Here is a 21,370-nt window from a genome sequence, read left to right as displayed (position 1 = left end):
ACCCTTGTGAGCAGCTTTCAACCCACTGGGACATCTGAGGTGATTGATTCTGGAATACCAACTTCACGCTCTTTGGGGTTGGTAAAGAGCTCTCTGCAGTGCACGTCAGCTTCGGATAAAGCAGATGAAACATTCAGGAGCATAAGCTTCCCATTATCTCGACGCCCCCCCACATATGGGCTCTAAAATTTAAGTAACCCTACGAGTGATGACGCACTGAATATACATGGTGGCTATAGCCTCTTTGAGGGCTCTGTCGCTACGAAATCTATGTTCCAAATGAAAGAGCGAGTTGAAATGGCTCCTAGCCATCTATGGCCAGCGACACCTGTAGCTCAATTTGTCCTCGAGTGCTGTCAAAGTTACGCTACTTGGAACCGTTGGAATAGACTGAACGCTCAGCAATACGCTGGTGTGGCTGAGCGTTCATATGCTGAGATCGATCCAGCAGCCTGACGGCGTTAAGAAACTTTTTGGCAATAATGGGCAGGCCTTTCCAAAGGTCACTAGTGAGAAGAATGTTGCTAAGATCGTCTGATGATTTAGGACGTGTTTACATCTTCAGTTACTAACCTAGGCCTACACATAACAAGCTGAGCTTGGTGTATTAAGTTTTTACAGACCCTTTTTTATAATAGCTCCGCCACGAAATACTGTTCGCCCGGCGGGCCATTATTAGCACTTGTCCATAATTCTGATCAGGCAACAGGCTCCGTATGATCGACCATGTTTCCGTTAGTTCAAATTTTTCTGGATTGAAACTTACTACCTCTAAATGATTTCGTCTGTCAGTTACTTTTACAGATACGCAAGACAGAGGATCTCTGGATAGCCAGATGGTATAAAGCTGCCACGCCTCATCGTCCCAGTTAGCAGAGTTTATCTCAGCTATTCAGCAGTACCGAAGAAAAAAGCCAACTCGCTGGAGTTGGCTAGGTAAAACTAAAATCTTAGTTTGAACTTATTGTGACGATGAGCCCGGTAGGAAACGGTAGTAGACCTCTAACATCAGAGTCGCTAGGCAAGTACGGTAGTGGGCATTTCTTACGAAGTGAGCAGTTGCCACTCCTTTTATCTTTTTGCCGCCACCTGGAGCTTTATAGGAACCGTCAGCGTTTTGAGCGTTGAGTATATCATCGCGGAAGAGTTCGTTGTAGTTCTTCCACGTCGTACCACCAAAATTGATCATTGCTTGACCGTAGTAGTAATGAGCGTAGAGGTCAGAATCTTCAGTGTCATAGCCGAATGTGACCTCATTCTCAATGAATTTACGTCCCTTGCGAACTGTAGCGCGTGAGCCTTTGCCCCATTGTTGATGGCAGAGCACAGAGCCACCAGTCATAGTAGGAGGTTTGGCACTTTTTGGTCTGTACATCACGCCTCCGTCATCAGACTGGCATGTTTCTAAATACTCTAGACCCTTGCGTGCCACGTTAGAAGATTTAGAGAAAATTTCGATGCCTGTGTACTTGCAAGCTTTAAGAGCCTGAAGTTGCCAGCAAACAACAGAGGAGTCAACGTGCCCATCGGATTGCTCGTAACTATAAGCCCAACCACCATTAGTGTGCTGGTTATCAATGATGTGAAGGCCAGCCATCTCAACTACTTCTTTAAGGTTAGGTAGGTCGAGGTTTTGTTTGCTACAGAGAGTGTATGCTTCAGCTAGAGCGTAAGTTGCTATACCGTGTTCGTAAGGCCATTGTTTGTCGTCTAGGTCTGTAGCTAGTTTACCATTGTTAGCCATGCCGACATTGACTAGGTACACGATTGCTTTTTCTACAGTCTCTCCAAATTCAGGGGATGAAGGAGTGTCACAGTGGCCGAGGTAAGCTAAAAGGGCGAGTCCGGTGTATCCGACACGGTGTTTTTTCTGCCATGAGCCGTCTGCATTCTGTGAGCCTTGGAAATACTTGAGAGATTTGACTACTGCGTCTTCACATGCTTCGTTACCGCCTTCTTTTTGGAGACGAGCAAGACGGTCAGCCTTGGAACAGCGCTTCTTCATAGAAGAAGGAAGGTTGCCGAAGCCTCCACCGCCGCTGCCGTCGCCATCACCATTTTCCCATCCGTCACCAAAATCGTCGCCATTACCGAAGTCTAGTGATGGTTCAGTTATCTCCATGTCGGGAATAGGAACTGCAGTAGGAGAAGTGGACGCACTAGCAATCACTTTCGCCATAGAAGAAGAAGGTGCGGATGGTTTGCGTTCCACCTGGTTGGTCATTTCTGGACGGTCGATTGTTTCGTCTTCAGACACCCCTGATGCATAGGAGATAATTTCTGGAGGAGTCTTAAGATTGATAGTGAGCGCGATAACCATCAAAACAAGGAGAACGAGAGCAAATGCTAAGACCGAAATAATCAAAGCAAATATCGTGGAGGTTCTTTTTTGCGCGGCTAAAGCGGCTTGGGCTTCGGGGCTTAATTGTGCGTGTAAACTCATGTAGTGGGTGTTTGTTGGGCTTGAGAGCATAGGCTCACATTGGTATAACTCCTCTGGAATTGATTTTCTTAGTAAAATTGAAATAAAATATAATTTTATTTCAAAGCATGCATATATTTCTATAACTTACTGACAGAGAAAGGGGACAGAAAGTGCATGAGTTACTGCCTTATAAATTACACGGCCATAACGGGACTGTCAATCTTTGAAGCTACCGGCTTCTCTAGTTTGGAATGAGCCACTAGGATACCTAATGCTATGCTCACAGGGGCATTCACTAAGAGTCTGCGTCTAGATGCAATTCGTGCTCGTGAAGCCCCAGCAGACTTATCAAGATCAGTTTTTTGGGGATATACGCGTCAAAGTAGTTTCAGCTGTATATTGAAAACATAGCAATGGGGATAAGTTAACGACCTTTGTGGGTGCTCGAAATACTTTACTCAAAGGACTTGTTTACGCCGGAATTGAGTGATTCTGAGAGCCAGTTAAAGAGTTGCTCGACTTCCTCTGAGTCATTACGGATCGCGTCGAGCGCAGCCCAATCGAGATGTGGGCGAGTGTGTGCAGCCGCTACCCGGTTGATGTCGAGCCGTTCCATCAAGGCTTCAGTCTCCCGCGGGTGCGCGTTGAGAATGTCAGCAGGACGAGGCAGGTCGTCGAGTTGTTCCAAGCTGAGCCCGAATGAGGTGACTCCCACACCGAAGGTTGCATTGAGTTTTCTGAAAGCGTCCGTGAGCGCTTCATCATCGATACGGGTGGCGTAGAAGAGTTCTCCACTATTTGCCCACACCGAAGCACTGAGTGCTTGGAAGAAATCTTCACGGAAAGTGTGGATGTTAGCCTGAACTCGGAGACGCCCAGCACAAAGACGGAAAGGGGGGAGGTTGAGAGTTTGCTTGAGTCGTAAAATCGTGTTCGATGATTCTTCTTCACCAGCGCCTTCCCAGTCGACTAACATAACCTCAGGGAATTTCCACAGGTTGCCCATAGGTGAAGTTGCCTTAAATGGTTCGCGGAAGACAAATGGCTGTCGACGGTTGATTTCGCACCAGCGGTGAACGATGGCTCTAAACTTTTTGACTCGCAGCATTGCCAAGTCGACGGCTTCTTGATCTGAGCCAAAGTCATCGAGACGTCCCTGTGTCATTGAGAGGAGTTCCTGGGCACCAGCAAGGGCTGGAACTGCCGCTGTTCGGCGGTAGTAGCCTTGGCCTTTTTCTACTTTGGCAATCGCCGAGCCTGGGTCACAGGACATGATTGAGAAATGGTAGCGCAGTGAGGCATCTGAGTAGTTGCCGTCTAGTCGCATCCGAACCAAGCGAATAAGCTCGGTGCCTTTGATTGCTTCTTTGGGTGAAGCTGGGAGGATGTCCGGAAGTACTGTATTGAGTTGGTGTCTCAGGCTCATAAAAATTTAGTCGAGTAAAATATCGCTGCGGCTATAAGCGGTGGTAATATGCAATTCTTCAAGTCTAGATTCACGATCTTTTTGAAAAAGTCGTGGGTTGTTAGGTGGAATTTGTAAATTTGTTTGAATAGCTAGATTGCGCTTGCCGTCCTAGAGAATATGAAGTGTTATTTTTCCAGCATGAAAGCGTCTTTTCTTACTCTATTATGTGGTTTTGCCACAGTGCTAGCGCCCTTATCTGTATCAGCAGATGCCCAAGCAGACAAAATACTGGCGACCACGCGCTACGCCGCGACCATGCAGACCCAACAGGATTTGCACGGTTACATGTCGAAGAACGGCAAACGCACCCCACTGAGCTTATTTTTGAGAAACGAGAATATACAGTTTTCTTACAAGGTGATGGGCAACGATAATCGCTTTCACATGCGTCTAGAAGATGACCACTACGATCTTCTTGAAATTCGGGGGGGGAAGACGACTCGGTTTAGCGATTCTAAACTCTCGGAGAGCATCAACGGAACAGACGTCAGCTACGAAGATCTCTCGATGCGCTTTCTTTACTGGAAAGATACCAAGCTAGAGGGGGAGGAGAAGGTCAATGGTCAGCTCTGTTATAAGCTGCGTCTGACTAATCCTTCAAAGACAGCAGGGGAGTACCGAATTGTTTATGTGTGGGTGCACAAAAAATATGGTGCAATGATGAAACTCATTGGCTATAATTCAGCGGGGAAACCACTCAAGCAATTCCTGGTGACTGACCTGATGCGTATGGGCAAAGACTACACTTTGCGCACCATGCGTGTTTCAACAGTCGACCCAAAGTCCAACAAGACCACAGGCATCACTTATCTGGAGTTCAAAAAAGCGAAAAAAGCTGAAGGCAAGAAAACTCGCTAATCTTGATTCTAAATTGTCCTTAATAGGCGGGCTACTTATTTTTGGGTCTCACATACTGGTGAGGCTCATTTTTTTTGAGGCGTCGGAGCTTGAGCATTGATACGCTCAATATCACCATCGATAATATTGAATTGTTAGCGTGGAGGTTGTGTGGGTACTCTCATTGTTGTGTCACTTTTCGACTATCACCTTAGATAAAATGCCATTAGAAAATGAGAATTTAGCTCCAATGACTGGAGATGCACCAAAAGTATGGAGTACGGCACGCGTAGTTGTTTGGACATTTTCACCCGCTATACTGTTGGTGGTTAATACAGCATTGATCGAAAATTGTTTCGGGGGTTATGACGGATTAGGCTGGCTGTTTTTGAACATGGTAGTCACCGGTATACTCGGACTGCTGAGTGCTGTGGTCACAGGAGTGTATTACGCGCGTGAAAATGGTGGTGGCGCTAAGTTCTACGCAGGCTACATATTGTTGTGGATTCTAGCACATAGCTTCCTTTATTTTACTATCGGCTATGCGGGTTGCTTTCTTCTTACTGGTTGGTGAATATGGAAGCGAAACAGTCAAAAAAAGGAGGTATGTGGAGCATTGGTGCCCTATTTGTACTGCCGAGCTTGTTTCTAATAGTTGGCTTCTTTTACGTCTCTATATTTGAATATTATCAATTGATGAATGGTAGCCTAGCGTTGAGCTTGGTTGTTACAGCTGTGATCGCGAAGCTTTATTTGAGGCGGCTAATGCTGCGAGGTTGGGTGATGTGTTTTAGCCTCTTTTCGATCATTCTATTTGCTCAACTCTTTCTACTTTTCAGTCTGCGCTATGCAGGCTGCTACTACATGATGTCTCCATTTTTCCAATGACCAGCATACCCACTCTAGGTGAAACCCTTAAAAAGACGCGCTCGCGATGCCCTCAGTGCATGCACGACTGCGAAGCACGTATCTGGAAATCCCACGGCCCACCCTCCAAAGTGTACTTAAGTCGCCTGTGCCCAGAACATGGTGACGCCACCGTTTGCATTGCTTCGGATGCGCGGTTTTATTGGTTGGCTCAGGGCAATGAAGCAAATAGTGGCTGCGGTGCTGGTTGTGCTTGTTCTGCTGACCCGGACGGATCCAAGGGGTCACTAGGGCAAAATGCCAATCCAGATTCCAGTGCCACGGTGGAGACTCTAGCCACTTGCTTGGCCCTGATAGAGATTGTCGATTCGTGTAACCTATCCTGTCCCACCTGCTTTGCTGCTTCACCCATCGGAACTGGGTCGAAGGTGCAGGCAAAGCCTTTGGCTGACCTTCAGACGCGAATCAATGGGGTGTTAGAAAGGAAGGGGAATATAGAAATCCTCCAGCTTTCCGGCGGTGAGCCGACTCTGCATCCAGAATTTTTTGATCTCGTAGATTGGATTTACCAAAGGGAGGGAATTGATTTCACCTTGGTAAATACCAATGGAGTACGAATCGCGAGAGATAATGTATTTCTAGCCGAACTCGGGGAGCGCGCACGGCGTGGCCACCTCCAACTGTACTTACAATTCGATGGACTTCAGGAAGAAGGACAACGCGAACTTCGTGGGGCAGATCTACGTGAGCTTAAACTAGAGGTCATGCGTAGGTGTCAGTCAGAAGGTATCCCGGTCACTCTGGCAACGACCGTGAATGAGCAAAACTTGAGTGGCCTGTGGGAGATAATAGAATTTGGTTTGAAGTATTCCGTGTGTCGCGGGCTAGCAATGCAACCAATGTTTTTGAGTGGGCGAAACCCTCTAGACAAAACGTCAGCTCCCAAGCGTCTCAATACCGCTGATCTGATCATTGCTTGTGTCGAACAAAGTGCAGGGAAATTAGGTTATGATGATTTCACTCCACTTCCGTGTGGCGACCCCAATTGTGCGACGATTGGTTACTTGCTGCGCACACCTATAGGGATGCGGAGTATTTCTGAGTTTGTAGATTTTGCTAAACTCCAAGGGTTTCTACAGGATAAAGTCCGCTATGAGCTGGCTGATCTTCAGAGCTGCGGCTGTGAGAATACTGAATTAGGCGAGCTTCTTCATCGATTTGAAATGAAGGAAGAAAATGCGTTTAGGCTCTTCATCAAGCCCTTCATGGATGCCTGGACCTGGGACCAAGATCGTATTGATCGTTGCTGCACCCACGTGATCCGTCCGGATGGTAAGCTCGACTCCTTTTGCCGCTATTACTCCGGATTCCCTGATGCTTGGCCACAAAAATGAGTACAGCGAATACTATTCAGTCCGCAGTAATTGGGATGCCCATGTATGGTTTGATGGTCATGCTGGCAGTCGGAGTGAGCTTGGTCTATTGGCTCAGAGCTGCGAAGTCGGATCAGCGGCTCTTGCTCATTTATTTTAGCGCGATTGCAGGGGCATTTGTTGGGGCAAAGCTCGCTTACTTTATCGCCGAAGCGTGGATCCACACTGGGCCAGATGCTTGGAGGCAATGGCTCGTGGGGAAATCGATCACGGGTGCGCTGCTAGGGGGATTCCTTGGTGTGGAACTTGGGAAAAAACTCGTAGGATACAGTAAGTCCACAGGTGACCGTTTTGCTTTGATCATTCCTTGGGGGGTCATGATGGGAAGAGTGGGCTGCCTTCGCCATGGTTGTTGTACGGGCAAGCTCTTTGAGTCTGGCTACAGGTGGCCTTCTGTCGAGGTAGAGCTTGGAGCCAACGTTCTCATCTGGTGCGCTTTGATGTTAGTGCGTAAAAAAGCATTCGCGCAGAACCAACTATTTCACATCTATCTTGTGGTATACGGGGTATTCCGGTACGTCCACGAGTTTCTCCGAGCCACGCCGAAGTTGGCTTTCGGGATTTCAGGTTACCAATGGATAGCGCTCGCAATAATCTCCACAGGATTGATTGCGTTTAAGCAACGAAGCCGCAAGCGCTTTTAGATAAGAAGAACTTATTATTCGGCAGCCTTTTTGTTGCGCTTACGTACCCAGAGCAGAAAGGCCACGGTGGTGATTAGCATGAAGGCAAACAGACCGAAGAGCGCTAGCGCTCTGTCGACTTCACTGTCGACGTTCTCAGGGATTTCTCCTTCGATTGGCATTTTAGGGTCGCTGAGAATGGTGATTTTTCCATCGCTGAGAGTGATCTTGCTCAGCTTGTTATACACCGCAGCGAGATCTTCGTCCTTACGGTATTCTGAGAAGAGGAAGGTTGGTAATTCCTTGGTGTACTTTTCTGGAACTGGATTTCCATTGTCAGGAGAGATTTCTGAAACGATCGGGAAAACTGAGCCCATTGCGATGACTGGCTCGACCGTCATCGTCGCATTCACATAGCGAAGCCCATCAAAGCCGGCGCGTACTGTGAAGCAGATATCTGAAACGATTGTAGTGTCAGTGACTTCACTGACACTGAGAGTGTCGCGGAATCCTTTGAGCTTAGGGTAGTGAGCGATAGCCAAGTTCATCTCATCCACAGTGAATGTGACCTCAGCGCGTTTACCTGCTTTGACCGCGTTACTGAAGGCGTCAACTTTTGAGTCGAGTGCTTCAGTCGCAGAGGCGTCAGCAGTTGATGCTAAGGGTGGTGTCTCCTTTTTTAGTTCTGAGATACTAATGATCGCACCCTTGTTTTCGTGATAGGAATACCAACCAATACCCGCAAGAAAGACGACCATTCCTAAGATGACGACGAAGATGATGCAGCCTGCTATGGGAGTGGGTTTGCCTGTGGCTTCGGTGTTGGGTGTGGACATGCAGTGGTGATGTGCTCGCTGGACGGAACTTTCAAGTTTAAACAATGTCGGGTTTGCAAGTTCGCTCGATGTGTTCTAGTGGTCTGCATGGCAAAGATTTTGGTAGGTCTCTCAGGAGGCGTTGACTCCAGCGTCGCTGCTGCTCTTATGGTGGAGCAGGGGCATGAAGTCGTGGGAGCCTATATGAAAAATTGGATCAACACAGACAACGTCCCCGGCGATTGCCCGTGGGAAAACGATGTCGATGACGCGCATGCTGTGGCAAAAAAGCTCGGTATTGAGTTCCGCGTGGTGGACCTGATCGACCAATACCAAGACCGAATCGTCGATTACCTTCTAGAAGGCTACCGTAGCGGCATCACGCCGAACCCTGATGTCTATTGTAATCGGGAAATGAAATTTGGTGTCTTCCTCGATTATGCATTAGCGCAAGGGTTCGAGTACGTGGCGACTGGTCACTACGCTCGTAAGCGCGATCGCCCAGATGGCACATCCGACATTCTCCGTGGCTCTGACACCAACAAAGACCAAAGCTATTTCCTCGCTCTTATGGAGCAACATCAGGCCAAACACGCACTTTTCCCCTGTGGTGAAATGCTCAAACCTGAAGTCCGGGAAGTCGCCGAGCGATTCGACCTGCCCACTGCCCAGAAGAAGGACAGCCAGGGGATTTGTTTTATCGGCAATGTCAAAATGACTGATTTCCTCCGCCACTATGTTCCTGACCGTCCGGGTAATATTGTCGATACTGAAGCCAAGCGGCTTGGCCGTCACAAAGGGTTGCACCTCTATACTCTTGGTCAACGAAAAGGACACGGCGTTGCTTCGCCACGTGATGGAGTTGCCTACGTTGTGGTTGGTAAAGATCTCAAAAAGAACGAACTCATCGTTGGTTACAACGAAGCCGAGACTCCAGGATTATTCGCTAGCAAGTCTGTCGTCGGCACTGTTTCGTGGGTCAATAAACCTGTGACCACCAAGTGCAAAATCGAGGCTCAGCCACGCTACCGCGCAAAAGGTGAGCCAGTCTGGGTCACTCCACGTGAAGACGGGAAGCTCGATGTCGAATTCATTCGCCCTCAGCGCGCACTCACTCCCGGCCAAATCTGCGGATTCTACGAAAATGGCGTGCTGTTAGGCGGCGGGGTCTTCGAGATCGTCGAGTAAGTACAGCATGTGATCTGGTCTGCGCAGGGGCTTGACTCCGCTCTGTGGCTAGCTCGACTTGTGCGGTCGGTGAGTCTCGTTAGGCAAACTATTACCAGCTCACATGGTACTTAGCTATCCGCAGCTACGCAGTGCATTTGTCAGGCCACAGCTTTCCGCAAGAGCTGAATCACGCTTCAGCAGTCCCAGAGCGTTTTGCTATCCGAACATAGTACTCAGCCCTGAGGCCCTTTGTACCGTGCTCTCGACAGTTTGCTTGAAGCTTTGTTCTGTGCACCATAGGTTGGCGGATTTCTTGGCGCGGCTGAGTCCGGTGTAGAGGAGCTCGCGACTTAAAATAGGGGAATCCTCAACTGGAGGGATGACTAACAAAATGTGTTCGTATTCACTGCCCTGTGTTCGGTGGATGGTGAGAGCCCAGGCGGTGTGAACCTCGGGGATGCGCGCTGGTGAAAAACTGCGTGTGCCCTCTGCTCCAGAAAAACTAACACTCGGGTTGCCTTCAGCGTCAGTCCCAGTGAGGCCTGTGTCACCATTGTAAATCCCCAGACTGTGATCGTTGTGTTGCACTAGGACCGAGCGGCCAGAGTACCAGACTTGTTGGGTGTCAATACCGTGGCTTGCGAGGATTTGTTCTACAGCTTGGTTGATTACAGCGATACCATATGGTCCTTTGTGAGTGGGTGTGAGTATTCGAAATTTATCGATCCCTTTGAGTTTATCTGCGGGACTGAGGTTCTTATTTTTAAGGATAGGAAGCCAATGTATTTCAACAAAAGGTGTGAGGGCATTGCGGAGACGAGATGGTAGAGCTTGGAAGATCGTCGCACCGGTCACGTCCTCTGGCGAATCGAGCACAGCTTCCCATGCTGCGTCGGCATCACCATCACGGATGTGAGCACAGGCCGCATTGATCGGCCCCTGTGTACGGAAACTTTTCTGCAGCGTGATAGTGGATTTAGATAGCAAGCTGTCGCCTTGTTCAGCAGCCTCCATGAAGTCTGAAAGAACCGTACCAACCTGAACTGAGGCGAGCTGGTTTTTATCACCTAGCAGAATGATACGTGCATCATCTGGAATAGCATCTAAGAGACGGTGCATTAGTGGAAGGTCGACCATCGAGGACTCGTCGATCACCACCACTCTGGCTGCGAGCGGATTGTCAGCATTATGGCGAAATTCTATACTGCCGGGTCTGAAACCGAGCGCTCGGTGAATCGTTGCCGCTTCAGTGGGGAGATCGATCGGTAGCATTTCGAGCTGGCTGATTCCTCCGAGAATCGCTTGGCGGAGGCGGTCAGCAGCCTTTCCTGTTGGCGCTAGAAGTAAGCAATCACTGGGTTCGCTGAAGTAACCTTGCTCACGTAGTAGCAGCAAAACCTTGAGGACTGTTGTCGTTTTTCCCGTGCCAGGCCCTCCGGAAATGATGGTGAATCGGCGCTGGAGAGCTATCATGGCAGCAAGAGCTTGATCGTCACCTTCGCTATCGGGAAAGTATTGTTGGTAGAGCTTCTTAGTGCCAGCGTTCACTTTATCAAGTGGCTGGCTCAACCATTGTTGGACTTTCCCAAAAATCCCTTTTTCGTGAAGGTAGTAACGCTGGAGGTAAAGCCGGCCCTGAGCCGTAAAAATGAGGGGAGAGTTTCCTCCAGGACTAGCAACGGTGCTGCTGTCAGCGTCGGTGGCGAGTATCGTGTTCCAGTCATCTAGCGAATGCTTTTTGTAGGAGCGCAGATCTAGACAGGATGATCCAGCCTCGACAGCTTCACTCAGGCGCTCGATCAAAGTGGCAAAGTCTCGGGACGCTGGTTGGTGGCGTCTACTGAGGAAGTCGGAGAAATGTTTAGCGAGCATGTTAGGAAAGGAGAGATGGTTGCTTAGTGAAGGCATTACGCAGCGCAATCAGACGGGCGGGGCTCAGAGCGTCTGAATAAATTCCGCTAGACGGTATGGCGGTATCTACACCTCTAAGGAAGACATAGATGCTGCTACCTAGGTGGGTTGATGGCTCATAGTTAGCACCGAGTCGCTGTTGTAGCAACTGATCGAGCGCTAGGGTGTAGAGATGGTATTGCAGGAAGTAATGATGGTCAGCCATCATTTCGGGAAGTGAATTAGCTAGCTTGTTAGATTTCCAATCGAGGATGTGGTAGCGACCTCCATGTTCGAAAACGAGGTCAATGATTCCATCGAGGAAACCTTCTACAGCGAGTGCTGGGACTTTGCGAAGTTGCTCGATGTAGCCATCAGGTAGACCAGCAGGTGGATCACTTTCTAAAATGTCGCACAGGGTGCTGAGGGAGAAGTTAGAACCTGATAGAAGGAATTGTGCTTCGTTGAGTCGTTGTTTTTGGCTGAGCTGATTGAGCTGCATACCTGGAGCAATCTCGTGTTCTAGAAGTTTCTCAATATTAAGGACTATTTCTTGGATGATTTCGGTGATTTCTGCATTCGTTGGTCTCTCGCGCCATGGGCTATACTTGTGGAGTTTCGAATCGACTAGATCGAGTAATGCGCTCGTGTCTTGAAAATCAAGTTCCTCGAGAATCTCGTGGAATACCAAACCAAGCGAAGCTCCAGCCTGCAACTTGCTCCAGAACCCTTGCTCGGCGAGCCCAATTGATTCGACCACAGTACCATCGACATCGTGGAAAATGTCTGGGGCATTGTGGGTGATACCAGTGAATGAAGTCGTGCGTTTCTGAGTGACGAAGTGGACCTTTGAGGAATCCCGAATACTCAATTCTTGAATATCGCTGCTCGTTTGAGGAGTCCAATCCTTCAGCTCAAGGTTTAGAGTTTCCTCATCCAGAGGAGTGTAAACTATGGTGTTGTCGGATTCCCCACAAAGAGCTTCGATCTCAGCTTGATTGAGTTCACCTAACATCCTATAGATAGCATGATCTAAAGGAGATTTTTTAACCGGAGGATCGTAGTAAAAGTAGCAGCGATACTTAGCTCGGGTGAGAGCCACATAGGTGAGTCGGACTGAGTCCGCTTGTTCTTCTCCTTTGCGAATTTCAAGGCTCTCATGAGCATTGTTGCCATAGGGGGCAAATAAATTGTCACCAGTTTTAGGGTGGTGGTAGGTGTGGCTGAGACGAGTGGCGCTGATCTTGTTGTCACACGATGGCAGCACAAATACTATGGGATATTCTAGGCCTTTACTTGTGTGCTGGGTAAGAATCTGAACGGCGGCGTCATCGGTTGCGATACGAAGTTCGAGTTGCTCAGCGTCTGTGTCGTGAATACTCCCTTGAATGGCCATCTCTAGCCATTGTACGGTTGCTGATGGGGTGAGCTTTTCTTCACGCGCCTTTGTATCTAACAATTCAGCTAGATGGTTGAAGTTGGTCAATCGTCTTTGGCCATGAGTCAGCTGGAGTAATCTGCTGCGAACTGAGAAACGGGCAATGAATGACTGCATCATCGGCATCAAGCCGTGTTCGTTCCATAAGGTATGAAGTTCTGAGAAATCGTTAGAGACCTGATCGAATGACGCATCGCTCGCTAACTGTTCACCACTTCCTAGTGCAGGGGTGAGTAGAGCTGAGCGAATTGCGGGTGTGCTGCGGGGATTAAGAAGGGCGGAAAGGATGGTGAGAGTTTCTGACGATTCAGCACTGGCCATCAGCGAGGTGCGCGTGCTTAGAGTGGACGGAACTTTGTGTTCACTCAGTAGAATGTTGAGGGCTTCTCCCTGCTTTTTACTGCGCACAAGTACGGCAAAATCTGATGGCTGCACAGGCTCCGACCTATCAGACTGAGGATCGATTTCTCTCCACGGGGTGTCGAGCAAATCAAGAATATTGCGACAGATGTCATTGTAGAAAAGACTACGTGTTTGATCGGCGGTGGTCTTTTCCATTTCTATTGACTGAACCCATAGCGCTGGTTGCGCAGAGTCTGGTGTGTCACCACTCTGACTTGGCCATTGTGAGCGGGTGAATGAGATGCCGCCCTCCACGAGGAAAGGGTTCTCTGAAATGCTAAAAACCTTATTAACAGCATGGATCATGCTCGGGCTTGATCGATAATTTGTCAGAAGGCTGTAATGATGATCAGCCTTACCCACAGCAGCGATGTAGGAAAATACATCTGCACCACGGAAACGATAGATCGATTGCTTTGGGTCACCGATGATGTGAAAGTAGCGCTCGTCTTCTTCCGCACGTTTTTCTTGATTGAACAACTGAATGAACACGTTGCATTGTTGAGGAGACGTGTCTTGAAATTCGTCAATCAATGCAGCTTTGTAGCGTTTGTAGATCGCTGCCTTGATCGTTTGTGATGCCTTTGAATCACTAACCAGTAGATTGGAAAGTGTGATTGTGACGTCGTTGTAGCTCTGCGTGTTGAGATCAGCTTTGAGTTCTTTCAGGCGTTGCTCGACGAACCGATAGATTTCACCGAAGTACGCAGAGCGAATGTTACTCGGACGCGCATCTATGAGTGCCTGTACCGCGTGAAAAACTTTGGCTACTGGCTCACCACTGAGGTCGACAAATTTGTTTTTATTGAAAGCCGCATCAGAGAGCACGTGACTAGCACGCAGGTGGTCTATCAGTGGTGTGTTAGATGAGACGGCTTTTGGATTGGCTAAGATGTCGTCAACTTCAGCAAAGAGTTTCACATCGCCACCTTTCCTAAAGGGGCCAGCATTTTTTTTGATTCCAGGTGTTGGATTATCGATGAAGTCGCGTAGTGTGCCCCGGTGATCTTTAAGGATTGCAACAAAGGCGTGCCAAGCCTCTGCATATTCGGCATTGAGAGCATCAGCTGATTCTGAGTAGGCGGGATCGAAAGTGACTTCGCTGCTGCGTAGTGCTTCGTTGAGGAAGTTCTTGGCCTTCTTGAAGTCGACACTCTGCTGGAATAGAGCGAGAGCCTCGCCCTTGAGACGGTAGACGTACTGACGCCAATAGTCCTGCAGTGCTGTATGAATCAGGGGCGAGTCGTCTGGTTCAAGTTCGATTGAGAACAGGACATTAGATTCAAATGCGTATTCCTTGAGCAAGCGCTGAAAGAATCCATCAATGGTGAAGATGGAGATACTGTCGAAGGCTGAGAGCGCAATCGAGAGTCGATGCTTCGCATTCTCTACCCATTCTTCGCCTTCAGTTACCCAAGCCTTAGCAATGTCATTTTGCATTTCATCCTCAGGCTTTTTAAGGTCGCTGAGAATCTCTGAGAGCAAACCGTGGAGCCGGCTCTTGATCTCGGCCGTGGCAGCACGTGTGAAGGTGACGGTCACGATCTCGCTGGGATCGAGTTCTTTTTCTACAAGCTCACGCACTATGATGCGAACGAGCGAATACGTTTTTCCGGTGCCTGCGCCAGCTTCTAACAAGGTGAGTCCATGCTCGATTGCCGATCTGACTGGATTAAATTGAGTGATCATAACGCGCTAGTTTTTTACGGGTGGGAGGATGGCTTGGGAAAGTGGCTGCCAGATGTTTTCATAAATGGCGTGGAAGGTTTCGCTGCTGAGAGAGCTGTCGGTGAAGAAGAGTGCAATCTCTGGGTCGTGCCCTTCACCAGTTTTGAATTCAGAATTCTCTGACCAAGATTTCAGTCCAGCAGCTTGTTGTTTTTGGTCAAACTGGTCTTCACCATCTGTATCCTTGCGTTTGACTTGGCTGATGGCGTAGCTGGTTTCAGGGAAACTGGCTTGGGGGTATTTGAGATTATCTAGGTAAATCTGGAGTAGAAACTTAAGTGTGTTTTGAGTGGTTTCCGGTGGTGTTAGATTTGTCTCAACGAGTTGTTTATCGATGTTGATGATTTGACCTGCTGTTGCATGTTCTGCAGCATGAGATATTAGGATCTGATAGACCCAAAGCTGCATCAAATCTCGACCTTTTGGAGCTTTTGAAGGAGAGACCATCAGCACATGTCCATCGAGGTGTGTTGGGATATTGCCAATAATATGGATATCATTGATTTTGACATCAATGGGCGTGTCGAGCTGTTCCGGCAGATCTTCTAAGAGTGAGGAGATGGATCCTAGCTGTTCGGCCAATTGTAAGCGGCCAAATTCACCTGAGGGAATGAGACCTTGCTGGCGCCAAGCAGATTCGTTTGTGGAATCGAATCTTTGAGTCTGGAGTAATTGGTTTTTAAGTTCCCAACCAACGAGGCCATTGATTTCGAGCGATTCATCTTCTGCAAGTGGAGCATCATAATAATGGCGACGTGCTTGCAGGCTCTTTTTGAGGAAATGTGAGGTCGATCGAGTTAGTCCAGAAATGAAGTCGTCGAGATCGATGTGTGTCGGGGTCTCATCGACAGCTACGGACACGTCAACATGCGGTTCTTTAGTTTCAAAAGTTGAGCTTAATGTCTCAGCTGCTTGCATCAAGTGCTCGTCATGGCTGCTGGGGTCACCTTGGAAGTAGGACGGGTCGTAGGCGTGGAGTTTTTCTCTAACCACTGCTTTCGCGAGTCCAGGCGTGGTATCGATGAGGGTTTGTAGAGCAGTCGATGGTGGGCGTGGCTCACCATCTTTGATCGAGGTGCCGACATAGCTAAAGTAGAGGTTTTCACGCGCAGAGAGAATGGCCTCTAGAAAGAAATAACAATCGTCATCGCGGGTCGAGCGATCGCCAGCTTGCCGTGAGTCCTTGATGAGGTCGAATTGCACATCCGGCGAAGTACGCGGAAAGGCGTCGTGGTTCATGCCGAGTAGACAAATCACACGCGCGGGGATGGCGCGCATTGGCTTAGTTTCACAGAACGTGATCGACCCATTGAGAAATCCGAATGCTGGGGAGGAATCATTAAGATAATCTTTGAGGTGCTCGGCAAAGACATCGCTAGGAATAGTTTCTTCTATCAGCGAAGATTGCTCGTGCAGTTGTTCTAGTACATGAAGCAAAGGCTGGATTGATTGCTGCGCATCTGGAGCTTTTGAAAATCCGAGATCCATCCATTCCTTTGAAAGCTCCACCCACTCGGCGAGGCTTCGCTTGTCGCTGAGTTGTTTGCGAATTTCACCGCACCATTCGACAAAGGAACACAGAGCTCCGAGGAGTCGGGTGGAGCTGCCTTCTATGTCGTGGTAGGGTAGAATGTTTCGCCAGAGAGTGAGCTCCTTGCATGGCATAGCGTAGCCGAGTAGTAGCCTATCCAGCCCGTCACGCCAGGTCCAGCTGGAGTCCTTGCAGTCGGCAGCTACCTCGCGGATGTGTTGGTAGTCGAAGCCCCATCGGATACCTGATTTTGTGACCCATTCTCGAATCGTACTGAGGTCTTGTTCGCTCAGATTGAGGTGCCCGGCGATGGCTGGAGTGGAAAGCAGATCGAGAGCTTCACGATTGGTGAAGCGTTTTTTGTTGAGATCAAAGAGTTGTGTAACGGCAGCTATAGATGGGTCATTTATAGGGGCTGATCTGTCGCTGATACGATAGGGAAGATAGAGCTTTTGCTGGCGCTGTAGAGAGCCAAATACCGCTTCGATTGAAGGCGCGTAGGCAGCAATGTCAGGACAAAGCACAATCACGTCGCCAGTGTCGAGCGGTGATTCTTCAGCTAACTTGAGTAGGTAATCCTTGAGAGTTTCTAACTCACGCAGGGGAGTGTGACAAGAGTGAACGGCCAGTGAGGAGTCAATAGGAGACCCCTCGTTCATCGGGCGTCTATTGAAGATGCTGTGCTGTAGTTGTTCTAGACTGCTAGTGGCTGTAGAGTGCGTGGTTTTCTGCGGCTGGAAGTTATGAATCTCCGTATTACCCTTATCGCCACCATAGAGCGTGTGGACAAACTCGCGGCCCATTCTACCAAAGCTGGCTAACAACGGATTTCCTTCGGTGAGTATGGAGGAATCATCGAATGCCTCAGCCATCGTCCATTGGCGTTTAGTGGGGGCGTCTTCCCAGTAGCCTTCGTCGATAGACACTGGGTTCATCCAGTAGATATGCACAGGAATCTGTTGGCTTAGTAGGTAGAGGAAGCGAACGTAGATGGGGGCGAAGTTTGAAATACCGAAAACGTGCAGAGCACTGGGGATTTTGGCGTCTATCTCTAACTTCTCAGCAGCGAGTAGATACTGCGACCAATGCTGAATGCCATTTTTTGTTAGCTCTAACCACAGAATCCGCTGCCATGCTTCATGCGAGCTGAAGGTAGGAATGGATTCCCCAGCATTCCAAGTGGTGATCCACTCAGGCCGGTAGAGCAGGTACTTGTCGTAGAGTGCGGCAATTTGGCTGGAGAGTTGGTAACGCTTGAGTGATGACTCGATCTCCGTTGTTGAACTGGAAAGGTAGGTCTTGAGAATACCGAATTCAGTTTTTTCTAAAAGACTAGGAAGTAGTTTGTAGATCGGCCACTTCAGTTCATCGAGCTGGACAGATTTCTCATCAATCAATCCCTGAAGAAAACTATTCGGCTGCGGGAATTCTACTAACATCGCAAGACCAGTCTGAGTAGCTATCCGCTGGCGCAACCACGTCGCCATTCCCTGGTTCCGCACCAACACAGTTGACTTATGAAATGGGGAGACTGAGCCTTCAGAGGCCAAGTTATCTAGTAGTAGCTCGGCTAGGTCTTCTTGTTTTGGGAAGTGATGAAGGTTGAACTTGGCGTTTGGCATGGATTTAGAATTATTTGGAGCTGGGGCAACTGTGGTGCAATTGTAGAAAGAGGGTAGGACAATACGAGACCCACGCGATATTTGTTAGTGGAAAGATACTCGTATTTCTAGAGCTAAAGCATTAAAAGTCGTGCATGCAAATTGAACGCCAAGAAACTAAGCAGCGGATGAGCAGGATTGTGAAGCACAATGGAACAATTTACCTTTGCGGCCAAGTCTGTGCGGATGCGACTAAAGATATCTCTGAGCAGACGCAAACCATGCTTGATAAAGTGGATGCTCTACTTATTCAGGCTGGATCTGACCGTGAGCACATGCTTTCAGCGACAGTCTATGTGCGCGATATGAAGGACTTTGCGGCCATGAATGCAGTGTGGGACGCGTGGGTTCCTGAAGGCCACGCTCCTGCTAGAGCCTGTGTCGAGGCCAGAATGGCTAGAGCTGAACTTCTGGTTGAGATCTCAGTGGTGGCAGCTGAGAAATAAGTCAGCCTCACTAGAGAACAAAAAAGCGCATCGGGCTCAGCCAATGCGCTTTTTTTAGTAAGATGGGTGAAAAGAATTATACTTTCTTTTCTTTAGCTGGAGCGATTTTGAAGCCCTTCTTTGTGATAACTTCTTTTACTTGAGCTGCAGTAGCACCGTCAGTGAGAACCACGTCAACACAACCGGACTTGTGGCAAATTTTCTTGATATCCACACCTTTGATAGCTGTGAGAGCAGTAGTGAGGCTTTTGGAGCAACCGCCGCAAGTCATACCTGTGACATTGAAGTGAGTCACGATAGCTTTGTCAGTGCTGCATGCTTTCATGCAGTCTTCTTTAGATTTAGTTGCACACTCAGTTTTGCACTCAGTCTTTGCTGCAGGTGATGTGGTTTCTGCACCAGCGAAGCTAACCATTGAAGTGGCAGCGAGAAGGGTCATTTTGATTTTCATGATATTGGCTGTGTTATTGTTTGCTCATAGCGTATGCTATGCAAGATAGTCACAAATCTGAGAGCTCTCAGCTTGTATATTTATTCCGCGTGGATGCAAAATAATTCATTATTTCGATAGTGACTTCAGAAGAATCAATTTCCAGATTGCCAAGTACGAGCTATGTTCTGCGCCAATGCAAGATGACCTATCCCAATTTTCTCTTAGCCAGCTAGGTGTGCTGAGATTACCCATGCCCTGGCACCAAGCGAAGACCCATGGTAAAGGTGAGGAACTCGTCATATGTTTACATGGTCTCTGGCGCAGCTTGTGGGCTATGGATCCACTAGCTAAGCAATGTATTCACTCGGGCTTTAGTTGTATTAATTTACCTTACCCTTCGTTCAGAAATACTTTGGAACAAATGGTCGAGCGCCTAGATTTATTGATCCAACAAGAAGCACCCAAGTACAGCAAAATACATCTACTCACTCACTCATTAGGTGGAGTCATAGCGCGTAGGTATCTGGATGCTTGCGGCCATGATAAATGCTCTAAAGTCTTGATGATAGCACCACCTTTACGGGGGAGTATGATTGTAGATTGGTTAGGTCACTCACCGCTGCTTCGCGTCTTAGGGCCAGCGGGTGATTTTCTATCTACTGCTAACATGGGCAATGAGTGCTCGGTGATTTCTCAAGATGTCGAGTCGGCGGTAATCATGGGAAATAAGGTGAAAATCCCTCTGTTTCAACATGTAATTGAAGGGGAGAATGACGGTATAGTAAGAGTGGAAGCAGGCATGATTGAGGGGCTGGACGACTTTAAGATTGTCCATGCCGATCACACCTTCATCACCTCACATCCAGAGGTGTTAGTGTCGACTGATCGTTTCTTGAGAACCGGGAAACTATAGGTTCCCTAATGCGCTTCAGAGCTACCATACAATGATCCCAGATACAAATGATTGTGCTCCGGCGCGTAGTACTAGGGTATGCTGAACTAGTAAGCCATGGCAGCCACCGAGAGAGTCAGTAGCCATTTTGCGCTAGCTGGAAATCTGTCAGACTGTGCTAGGTTTATAGATTCACAGGTGTTACGTTGGAAACCCAGTGCAGGTAGCCAGTCACAGGCGCGGATGCTTGCAAGACCGACAAAGCCATCCCCAAAAAAATGAACTACGGGACACAGTGCCAAATTTTGTAGCCAGCAGTCTTTTTTTTGAGTGGCATTAAGTATTTCATGAAATGCTAAAAATAGACTAATGAGTACGGCCGGTGCAAGCAAGGTGACGCTATTGACGTTTTACGTGGGCTGGCCCAGTAGCCGCATCTGGGTAGTGGGTTTAAGTGATTTATTTTCAATATGAGAGCGGAGATTACCAAAGCTCTTATATAAACTCACCTAATATAGTCTTTAAAGTTACGATTTTGTAGCTCTGGCTTTATCTCGCTGCTGTCTGAGGTATTCCATATAGCGGCGCTTAGCGATGAGATCCACGTCCATCGCCGGATTGACAAAAGGATTATTTGTTCCGTACTTTGACCACGGTCCCTTTGGCACATTCTCAAAATCGATAAAGCGCCAATGAACTTTAGAGCCAGATTTGAATCCTAGATAGTCTCGGACTGCAGGGGAGAGATCAATGCCAGCAGCATTATTTTTAGTATTCTTCGGCCGTGCTGAGCCGAACACATATTTGTAATCATCTGTGCAAAAGGGGCCACAGTCCTCCCATTGGGCATAGCAGATTTTTCTGCCGTGCACGATCTGTAGCCAGCGTCCTTTACAGACTGTTTTGCCCGGCTCAGGTTGGTACTTACGGAACCAGGGAATGACTTTGGATGCTTCAGGTTTATGGCGGCGCCAGTCGATCCGATCATTATATGGGAGAGCTATGTAGAATGGATTTTGCTTTGGGCGAAACGCTGCTGGTCTATATCCGTAAGTGCGGGCTGCTGGGTTGGGGTTATCGTAGCCCCCGAAGTTTACCTGCCATTTTGTGTCCCATGAGCTGGCATGGTTGGGCGTTGGGTTTTTTGGAGTTGGCTTCTCACCAATCCAGAACACTGTCGCTGTAATATTCTGTTTCCATGGATAAGTTTGCTTCTTAAATGGATCTGTAGGTGCAGTTGGAGAAGTGAGTCGTTGGGCAGTTGCGGTACAGGTGAGTACGCAAAAGAATAAGATCACAATACTGGATATT

General features: G+C 48.4%; 16 protein-coding genes. 8 read left to right on the top strand and 8 right to left on the bottom strand.

All coding sequences use genetic code 11. The features are described from left to right. Nucleotides 1-270 precede the first annotated feature (270 nt). Nucleotides 271-456 (top strand): hypothetical protein, encoded by a 186-nt coding sequence (locus tag ABGY95_RS07400; protein WP_347441050.1) that lies wholly within the window; start codon nucleotides 271-273, stop codon nucleotides 454-456. Between the two features lie 505 nt (nucleotides 457-961). Here the strand turns inward: ABGY95_RS07400 and ABGY95_RS07395 are convergent. Together ABGY95_RS07395 and ABGY95_RS07390 are read right to left on the bottom strand one after the other, a co-directional pair. Continuing rightward, a complete protein-coding gene (locus ABGY95_RS07395) occupies nucleotides 962-2,443 on the bottom strand; it encodes a prenyltransferase/squalene oxidase repeat-containing protein (protein WP_347441049.1) in 1,482 nt (493 codons plus the stop codon). A 436-nt stretch (nucleotides 2,444-2,879) separates the two neighbouring features. Then, complete coding sequence (locus tag ABGY95_RS07390; RefSeq protein ID WP_347441048.1) at nucleotides 2,880-3,851, bottom strand: hypothetical protein; 972 nt, start codon at nucleotides 3,849-3,851, stop codon at nucleotides 2,880-2,882. 180 nt (nucleotides 3,852-4,031) lie between these two features. On the opposite strand from ABGY95_RS07390, the gene ABGY95_RS07385 reads away from it, so the two are divergent. The 4 genes from ABGY95_RS07385 (at nucleotide 4,032) to ABGY95_RS07370 (ending at nucleotide 7,674) form a co-directional block, all read left to right on the top strand. Beyond that, the gene (locus ABGY95_RS07385; protein ID WP_347441047.1) at nucleotides 4,032-4,751 is read left to right on the top strand and encodes an outer membrane lipoprotein-sorting protein; all 720 of its coding nucleotides are present in this window, start codon (nucleotides 4,032-4,034) and stop codon (nucleotides 4,749-4,751) included. Between the two features lie 199 nt (nucleotides 4,752-4,950). Continuing rightward, the gene (locus tag ABGY95_RS07380) at nucleotides 4,951-5,304 is read left to right on the top strand and encodes a hypothetical protein (RefSeq protein ID WP_347441046.1); all 354 of its coding nucleotides are present in this window, start codon (nucleotides 4,951-4,953) and stop codon (nucleotides 5,302-5,304) included. A 373-nt stretch (nucleotides 5,305-5,677) separates the two neighbouring features. After that, nucleotides 5,678-6,991 carry a radical SAM protein gene (locus ABGY95_RS07375; RefSeq protein ID WP_347441045.1) on the top strand — a complete coding sequence of 438 codons (1,314 nt, stop codon included), beginning with the start codon at nucleotides 5,678-5,680 and terminating at the stop codon, nucleotides 6,989-6,991. Continuing rightward, nucleotides 6,988-7,674: a prolipoprotein diacylglyceryl transferase family protein gene (locus ABGY95_RS07370; RefSeq protein ID WP_347441044.1), complete on the top strand. Its 687-nt coding sequence runs from the start codon at nucleotides 6,988-6,990 to the stop codon at nucleotides 7,672-7,674. The genes ABGY95_RS07375 and ABGY95_RS07370 overlap by 4 nt, the downstream gene beginning before the upstream one ends. Before the next feature lie 14 nt (nucleotides 7,675-7,688). Here ABGY95_RS07370 and ABGY95_RS07365 read toward each other — a convergent pair whose 3' ends face one another. Next, nucleotides 7,689-8,489, bottom strand: coding sequence for a hypothetical protein (locus ABGY95_RS07365; protein ID WP_347441043.1), 801 nt, complete (start codon nucleotides 8,487-8,489; stop codon nucleotides 7,689-7,691). 87 nt (nucleotides 8,490-8,576) lie between these two features. On the opposite strand from ABGY95_RS07365, the gene mnmA reads away from it, so the two are divergent. Continuing rightward, complete coding sequence (gene mnmA / locus ABGY95_RS07360) at nucleotides 8,577-9,656, top strand: tRNA 2-thiouridine(34) synthase MnmA (protein ID WP_347441042.1); 1,080 nt, start codon at nucleotides 8,577-8,579, stop codon at nucleotides 9,654-9,656. A 198-nt stretch (nucleotides 9,657-9,854) separates the two neighbouring features. Here the strand turns inward: mnmA and recD are convergent, their stop codons facing one another. From recD to recC, 3 genes are read right to left on the bottom strand one after another with little or no spacing between them, the layout of a single operon-like run. Beyond that, nucleotides 9,855-11,510 (bottom strand): exodeoxyribonuclease V subunit alpha, encoded by a 1,656-nt coding sequence (gene recD, locus ABGY95_RS07355; RefSeq protein WP_347441041.1) that lies wholly within the window; start codon nucleotides 11,508-11,510, stop codon nucleotides 9,855-9,857. Nucleotide 11,511: 1 nt separating this feature from the next. Beyond that, nucleotides 11,512-15,057, bottom strand: coding sequence for a UvrD-helicase domain-containing protein (locus ABGY95_RS07350; protein WP_347441040.1), 3,546 nt, complete (start codon nucleotides 15,055-15,057; stop codon nucleotides 11,512-11,514). A gap of 6 nt (nucleotides 15,058-15,063) precedes the next feature. After that, nucleotides 15,064-18,249: an exodeoxyribonuclease V subunit gamma gene (recC, locus tag ABGY95_RS07345; RefSeq protein WP_347441039.1), complete on the bottom strand. Its 3,186-nt coding sequence runs from the start codon at nucleotides 18,247-18,249 to the stop codon at nucleotides 15,064-15,066. A 134-nt stretch (nucleotides 18,250-18,383) separates the two neighbouring features. Here recC and ABGY95_RS07340 point away from each other — a divergent pair, with 134 nt between their 5' ends. Next, nucleotides 18,384-18,734 (top strand): RidA family protein, encoded by a 351-nt coding sequence (locus ABGY95_RS07340; protein ID WP_347441038.1) that lies wholly within the window; start codon nucleotides 18,384-18,386, stop codon nucleotides 18,732-18,734. A gap of 76 nt (nucleotides 18,735-18,810) precedes the next feature. On the opposite strand, the gene ABGY95_RS07335 is transcribed toward ABGY95_RS07340, so the two are convergent. After that, nucleotides 18,811-19,185: a heavy-metal-associated domain-containing protein gene (locus ABGY95_RS07335; RefSeq protein ID WP_347441037.1), complete on the bottom strand. Its 375-nt coding sequence runs from the start codon at nucleotides 19,183-19,185 to the stop codon at nucleotides 18,811-18,813. 232 nt (nucleotides 19,186-19,417) lie between these two features. Here ABGY95_RS07335 and ABGY95_RS07330 point away from each other — a divergent pair, with 232 nt between their 5' ends. Continuing rightward, nucleotides 19,418-20,080, top strand: a complete 663-nt coding sequence (locus ABGY95_RS07330) for an alpha/beta fold hydrolase (RefSeq protein ID WP_347441036.1) — start codon at nucleotides 19,418-19,420, stop codon at nucleotides 20,078-20,080. A 506-nt stretch (nucleotides 20,081-20,586) separates the two neighbouring features. Here the strand turns inward: ABGY95_RS07330 and ABGY95_RS07325 are convergent. After that, a partial coding sequence (locus tag ABGY95_RS07325; protein WP_347441035.1) for a hypothetical protein occupies nucleotides 20,587-21,370 on the bottom strand: 784 nt, incomplete at its 5' end.

The sequence above is a fragment of the Rubritalea sp. genome, from assembly GCF_039830215.1.
Lineage (GTDB): Bacteria > Verrucomicrobiota > Verrucomicrobiia > Verrucomicrobiales > Akkermansiaceae > Rubritalea.
The sequence above is the reverse complement of the archived record's forward strand: the minus strand, read 5'-3'. Positions and strand labels throughout refer to the sequence as shown.

Bases quoted from the DNA above. Each gene is read 5' to 3' on its own strand.
- ABGY95_RS07390 (WP_347441048.1), bottom strand. From the start codon at position 3,851: ATGAGCCTGAGACACCAACTCAATACAGTACTTCCGGACATCCTCCCA.
- ABGY95_RS07340 (WP_347441038.1), top strand. From the start codon at position 18,384: ATGCAAATTGAACGCCAAGAAACTAAGCAGCGGATGAGCAGGATTGTG.
- ABGY95_RS07370 (WP_347441044.1), top strand. From the start codon at position 6,988: ATGAGTACAGCGAATACTATTCAGTCCGCAGTAATTGGGATGCCCATG.
- ABGY95_RS07375 (WP_347441045.1), top strand. From the start codon at position 5,678: ATGCACGACTGCGAAGCACGTATCTGGAAATCCCACGGCCCACCCTCC.
- ABGY95_RS07385 (WP_347441047.1), top strand. From the start codon at position 4,032: ATGAAAGCGTCTTTTCTTACTCTATTATGTGGTTTTGCCACAGTGCTA.
- ABGY95_RS07350 (WP_347441040.1), bottom strand. From the start codon at position 15,057: ATGATCACTCAATTTAATCCAGTCAGATCGGCAATCGAGCATGGACTC.
- ABGY95_RS07400 (WP_347441050.1), top strand. From the start codon at position 271: ATGTTCCAAATGAAAGAGCGAGTTGAAATGGCTCCTAGCCATCTATGG.
- ABGY95_RS07335 (WP_347441037.1), bottom strand. From the start codon at position 19,185: ATGAAAATCAAAATGACCCTTCTCGCTGCCACTTCAATGGTTAGCTTC.
- mnmA (WP_347441042.1), top strand. From the start codon at position 8,577: ATGGCAAAGATTTTGGTAGGTCTCTCAGGAGGCGTTGACTCCAGCGTC.
- ABGY95_RS07365 (WP_347441043.1), bottom strand. From the start codon at position 8,489: ATGTCCACACCCAACACCGAAGCCACAGGCAAACCCACTCCCATAGCA.
- recD (WP_347441041.1), bottom strand. From the start codon at position 11,510: ATGCTCGCTAAACATTTCTCCGACTTCCTCAGTAGACGCCACCAACCA.
- ABGY95_RS07330 (WP_347441036.1), top strand. From the start codon at position 19,418: ATGCCCTGGCACCAAGCGAAGACCCATGGTAAAGGTGAGGAACTCGTC.
- recC (WP_347441039.1), bottom strand. From the start codon at position 18,249: ATGCCAAACGCCAAGTTCAACCTTCATCACTTCCCAAAACAAGAAGAC.
- ABGY95_RS07395 (WP_347441049.1), bottom strand. From the start codon at position 2,443: ATGAGTTTACACGCACAATTAAGCCCCGAAGCCCAAGCCGCTTTAGCC.
- ABGY95_RS07380 (WP_347441046.1), top strand. From the start codon at position 4,951: ATGCCATTAGAAAATGAGAATTTAGCTCCAATGACTGGAGATGCACCA.